The organism is Nocardia sp. NPDC003345, assembly GCF_053589395.1.
The window spans coordinates 1-4,649 of sequence record NZ_JBSFRU010000423.1 but is presented as its reverse complement, the minus strand read 5'-3'; the positions used below and the strand labels follow the sequence as shown (position 1 = coordinate 4,649).

4 protein-coding genes are annotated in these 4,649 nt (G+C 66.3%); all 4 read right to left on the bottom strand.

Going from position 1 to position 4,649, the window contains the following annotated elements; genetic code table 11:
- A partial coding sequence (locus ACWDU1_RS29785) for a prolyl oligopeptidase family serine peptidase (RefSeq protein ID WP_450003551.1) occupies window positions 1–1,790 on the bottom strand: 1,790 nt, incomplete at its 3' end.
- A gap of 101 nt (window positions 1,791–1,891) precedes the next feature.
- Window positions 1,892–2,308 (bottom strand): PIN domain-containing protein, encoded by a 417-nt coding sequence (locus tag ACWDU1_RS29780; RefSeq protein WP_450003550.1) that lies wholly within the window; start codon window positions 2,306–2,308, stop codon window positions 1,892–1,894.
- Window positions 2,305–2,523 (bottom strand): type II toxin-antitoxin system VapB family antitoxin, encoded by a 219-nt coding sequence (locus tag ACWDU1_RS29775; protein ID WP_450003548.1) that lies wholly within the window; start codon window positions 2,521–2,523, stop codon window positions 2,305–2,307. The genes ACWDU1_RS29780 and ACWDU1_RS29775 overlap by 4 nt, the downstream gene beginning before the upstream one ends.
- 169 nt (window positions 2,524–2,692) lie before the next feature.
- Complete coding sequence (gene groL, locus ACWDU1_RS29770; protein ID WP_450003553.1) at window positions 2,693–4,318, bottom strand: chaperonin GroEL; 1,626 nt, start codon at window positions 4,316–4,318, stop codon at window positions 2,693–2,695.
- Window positions 4,319–4,649: the final 331 nt, after the last annotated feature.

Genomic DNA, 4,649 nt, shown 5'->3' with positions numbered 1-4,649 from the left:
TCCCATTCCGCGGGGTTATCGGGGTCGCCGTATTCCGCGACCCAGGACGCCCCTGCCAGCAGCAGGTGATACCGGCGCATATCCAGCAGCGGAACCTGGCAGACGATCGCGCCGAACAACTCCGGGTAGCGGGTCAGCATCACACCCATCAGCAGTCCGCCGTTACTACCGCCGACCGCACCCAGTTGCGGCGCCGTGGTGATCCCGCGCGCCACCAGATCCCGTGCGATCGACGAGAAATCCTCGTACACCTTGTACCGGTTCGCTTTCTGAACCGAGGTGTGCCAATCGGGTCCGTATTCGCCGCCGCCCCGGATATTGGTCAACACCCAGGTGCCGCCCTGTTCCAGCCATCCCATTCCCGCGACAGCGGGGTAGACGGGTATCCGGGACAACTCGAATCCGCCGTATCCCGACATGACCGTGGGCCCCGGGCGGTCGCGATTGTCGCGGTGCCGGATCACGAAATACGGGATCATGGTTCCGTCGTCGGAGCGGGCGAAGAATTGTTCGGCCTCGATACCGGTGGCGTCGAAAACCGCCGGTTCCTGTTTCAGCTCGGATACCGGCGACCCCACCGCGCCCGCCAGCAACGTGGTGGGCGTGGTGAAACCGCTGGTCATCAGCATGTAATCATCGCCGGCCTCGATCGGGTCGAGATTCATGACGCTGGTGGTCGCCATCCGCGGGGTATCGGCCAGCGGTTCGGTACGCCAGCCCTCCGCGCCCGGGGTGAGTACATACAGTTTCGTCTGCACGTCCTCGAGGGTGACCAGCAGCAGATGGTTCTCGGTCCAGCCGTAACCGTGCAGCGAGGTATGCGCGTCGGGTTCGAAGAGCACCTCGAATTCACGCTCACCGGCAAGGAATTCGGCGAAATTCGTGACAATGAGCGAACCGGCGGCATACGTGTGGCCACCGGTCTCCCACCGCGATTTCAGCCGGATCAGCAGCCATTCCTTGTACCAGGACTCGTCGGCATCCGTCGGCGTCTCCAACCGGATGCGGGAACCGTCGGCATCGAGCAGATACACCGTTTCGTTGTAGAAATCCGTCGCCTGACCGACGAAGTGGCGTTCGTATCCCGGGGTGCGGTCGTATCCGGCGGATACCGCGACATCGGTCGCCGCGCCCTCGAATACCGTTTCCGCGCTCTCGAGCGCGGTGCCCCGCCGCCATCGTTTCGCGATCCGCGGGTATCCGGACTCGGTGAGCGACCCCGGACCGAAGTCGGTACCGACGTACACCGAGTCGATATCGATCCAGCCGATCCGGGATTTCGCCTCCGGCAGGAAATAGCCGCCCCGCTCCGGGGAAATGAATTCCCGTGTCGGCATATCGAATTCACGCACGACCTTGGCGTCGGCGCCGCCGCGGGAGAGGCTGATCAGGGCCCGGGACTGCTCCGGGCGCAACACTGCGGCACCACCCCATACCCAGTTCTCCTCCTCGGCGGCCGCAAGCGCGTCGAGGTCGATGAGGACATCCCAGTCGGGTTCCGGTTTCACGTATTCGGCGAAGGTGGTGCGCCGCCACAGCCCCCGCGGATGGGCGGCGTCGCGCCAGAAGTTGTAGAGCCATTCCCCGCGCCGCCCCGGGAACGCGATCTTGGCATCGGTGTCGAGCATGTCCAGAATCCGCCGCCGCAGCACCTCGAAGCGGTCGGCGGCGGCGAACCGCTCCATCACGACCTCGTTGCGGGCCTGCGCGAAATCCAGCGCCCGCTCGCCGGTCACCTCTTCGAGCCACAGATAGGGATCGGTCCCGCTGCCCTGACTGCCACCACTCATCCGACCATTGTCACCCACCGATCGCCGGTCCCCCTATCGAGGTGATCGGCCGCGCTCACCCCCCGGCGTGTGGCGGCGGAGCCCCGGCGCCCACCGTTGCATCAGCCTGCCGCGCCCGCCACGAACGCCACCTGCTGCCCGGTGACGCGGGCGACCGTCGCGAAATCCCTGTCATCGCACAGGACGGTCAAGCGGCTGTGTTCCGCCGTCGCCGCGATGAGAAGATCGACCGGGCCCGCCGAGCGGTGGGTGCCCTGTTCGGTCATCAACTGCTGGAACTCCTCGGCGCGACGGTAGGCATGGTCGGCCATCGGGACCCAGCCGAACAGCTCGTGCAGCAAACGCTGTTTCTCGAGCCGGTCGGCCAGCGATCGCGCGGAGTAGAGGAATTCGAGCTCGACGATCGGGCAGGTCGCGATCACTCCGGCCGCCAGTTGATCCGCCCAGGTTTTCCGGTGCGGTTCCTGCAGAATCCGGAAAAGGCCGGATGTATCGATCAGGTAGATGGCAGGAGTCACCGGCGGTAGGCCGCCTTGTCGCCGAGGTATTCGTCGAAGTCCCCTCGATCGGCCATTTCGCCGAGGCGGGCCAGCGCACGCATCCGCACCAGCCGTTGACCCACTTCGCGGAGAGCGGCGTTGACGGTGTCCTTCTTCGTCTTGGTACCGAGCACCTCGGCGGCGACCGCCAGCGCCTCGTCATCGATCTCGATCGGCGTCTTGGAAAAACTCATTGTCCGGCACTCCTTCGGATATCCAGGAAACCCCGAGTGGACATCTACGATACCAGTGGGTGCGGAGATAGAGGTGAGCGGTCGCCCGGGACAGGTGCCGAAAAGCCGAGGCCGGCCCACCGTGTGGTGGACCGGCCTCGGTTCGAACGGGGTGCCGAGTGGCAGGGACTCAGAAGTCCATGCCGCCCATGCCGCCGGTCGGATCGGCCGGGGCGGCCGAGGCCTTCTCCGGCTTATCGGCGACGACGGCCTCGGTGGTCAGGAACAGGGCCGCGATGGAGGCCGCGTTCTGCAGAGCCGAGCGGGTGACCTTGACCGGGTCGGCGACGCCGGCCGCCAGCAGGTCCTCGTACTCGTTGGTGGCGGCGTTGAGGCCCTGGCCGGCGGGCAGGTTGGAAACCTTCTCCGCGACCACGCCGGGCTCGAGGCCGGCGTTGAAGGCGATCTGCTTCAGCGGAGCCGACAGCGCAACCTTGACGATGTTCGCGCCGGTCGCCTCGTCACCCTCGAGCTTCAGGTCCTCCAGAGCCGGAGCCGACTGCAGCAGGGCCACGCCACCACCGGCGACGATGCCCTCTTCGACGGCGGCCTTGGCGTTGCGCACGGCATCTTCGATGCGGTGCTTGCGCTCCTTGAGCTCGACCTCGGTCGCGGCGCCGGCCTTGATGACCGCGACACCGCCGGCCAGCTTGGCCAGACGCTCCTGCAGCTTCTCCCGGTCGTAGTCCGAATCCGAGTTCTCGATCTCGGTGCGGATCTGCGAGACGCGGCCCTGGATGGCCTCCGCGTCGCCCGCGCCCTCGACGATGGTGGTCTCGTCCTTGGTGACGACGACCTTGCGCGCCTGGCCGAGCAGCTCGATGCCGGCGGTCTCCAGGTTGAGGCCGACCTCTTCGCTGATGACCTCGCCACCGGTGAGGATGGCGATATCGGCGAGCTGGGCCTTGCGACGGTCACCGAAGCCCGGGGCCTTGACGGCGACGGACTTGAAGGTGCCGCGGATCTTGTTCACGACCAGGGTCGACAGGGCCTCGCCCTCGACGTCCTCGGCGATGATCAGCAGCGGCTTGCCGGCCTGGATGACCTTCTCCAGCAGCGGCAGCAGATCCTTGACGGTGGAGACCTTCGAGCCGACCAGCAGCAGGTAAGGATCCTCGAGGACCGCTTCCTGACGCTCGGGGTCGGTAACGAAGTAGCCCGAGATGTAGCCCTTGTCGAAGCGCATACCCTCGGTGAGCTCCAGCGACAGACCGAAGGTCTGCGCCTCTTCGACGGTGATGACGCCTTCTTTGCCGACCTTGTCCATGGCCTCGGCGATCAGCTCACCGATGGACGGGTCGCCCGCGGAGATACCGGCGGTGGCGGCGATCTGCTCCTTGGTCTCGACCTCCTTGGCGGAGTCGAGCAGCTTGGCGGTGACGGCCTCGACGGCCTTCTCGATACCGCGCTTCAGGCCCAGCGGGTTCGCGCCGGCCGCGACATTGCGCAGGCCCTCGCGCACCAGCGCCTGGGCGAGCACGGTGGCGGTGGTGGTGCCGTCGCCCGCGACATCGTCGGTCTTCTTGGCGACTTCCTTGACCAGCTCGGCGCCGATCTTCTCGTACGGGTCCTCGAGTTCGATCTCCTTGGCGATGGACACACCATCGTTGGTGATCGTGGGGGCGCCCCACTTCTTCTCGAGCACGACGTTGCGGCCCTTCGGCCCCAGCGTCACCTTGACCGCGTCGGCGAGGCTGTTGAGGCCCCGCTCGAGGCCGCGACGGGCCTCTTCGTCGTACGCAATTGTCTTGGCCATTGCGGTGAGATCCTCCAAGTAATGAGGCTGACACACAGGATGACCGCATTGTCGGGCCATCCTCTAGCTACGCTTGTGGCCAGGCTCGGTGCCCGCGACGGACGACCAGGGGTGTCGTGGTACCCGATCTCACCGTCCCGACCTGGCACTCACCGATAGGGAGTGCCAAAGCCATTTTTAGCACTCGTGGGTGCCGAGTGCAAGGTCGGCGTATCGGGGCGGGGCTCCGGATTGGATGTCGCCTTTGCCCAGACCCTCCGCGCCAGGTCAGGCAGTCGCCGGTGGCGACGGAGGCGAAGACCTTATCGGCTTTGGCGACCGCGCCCCCCGG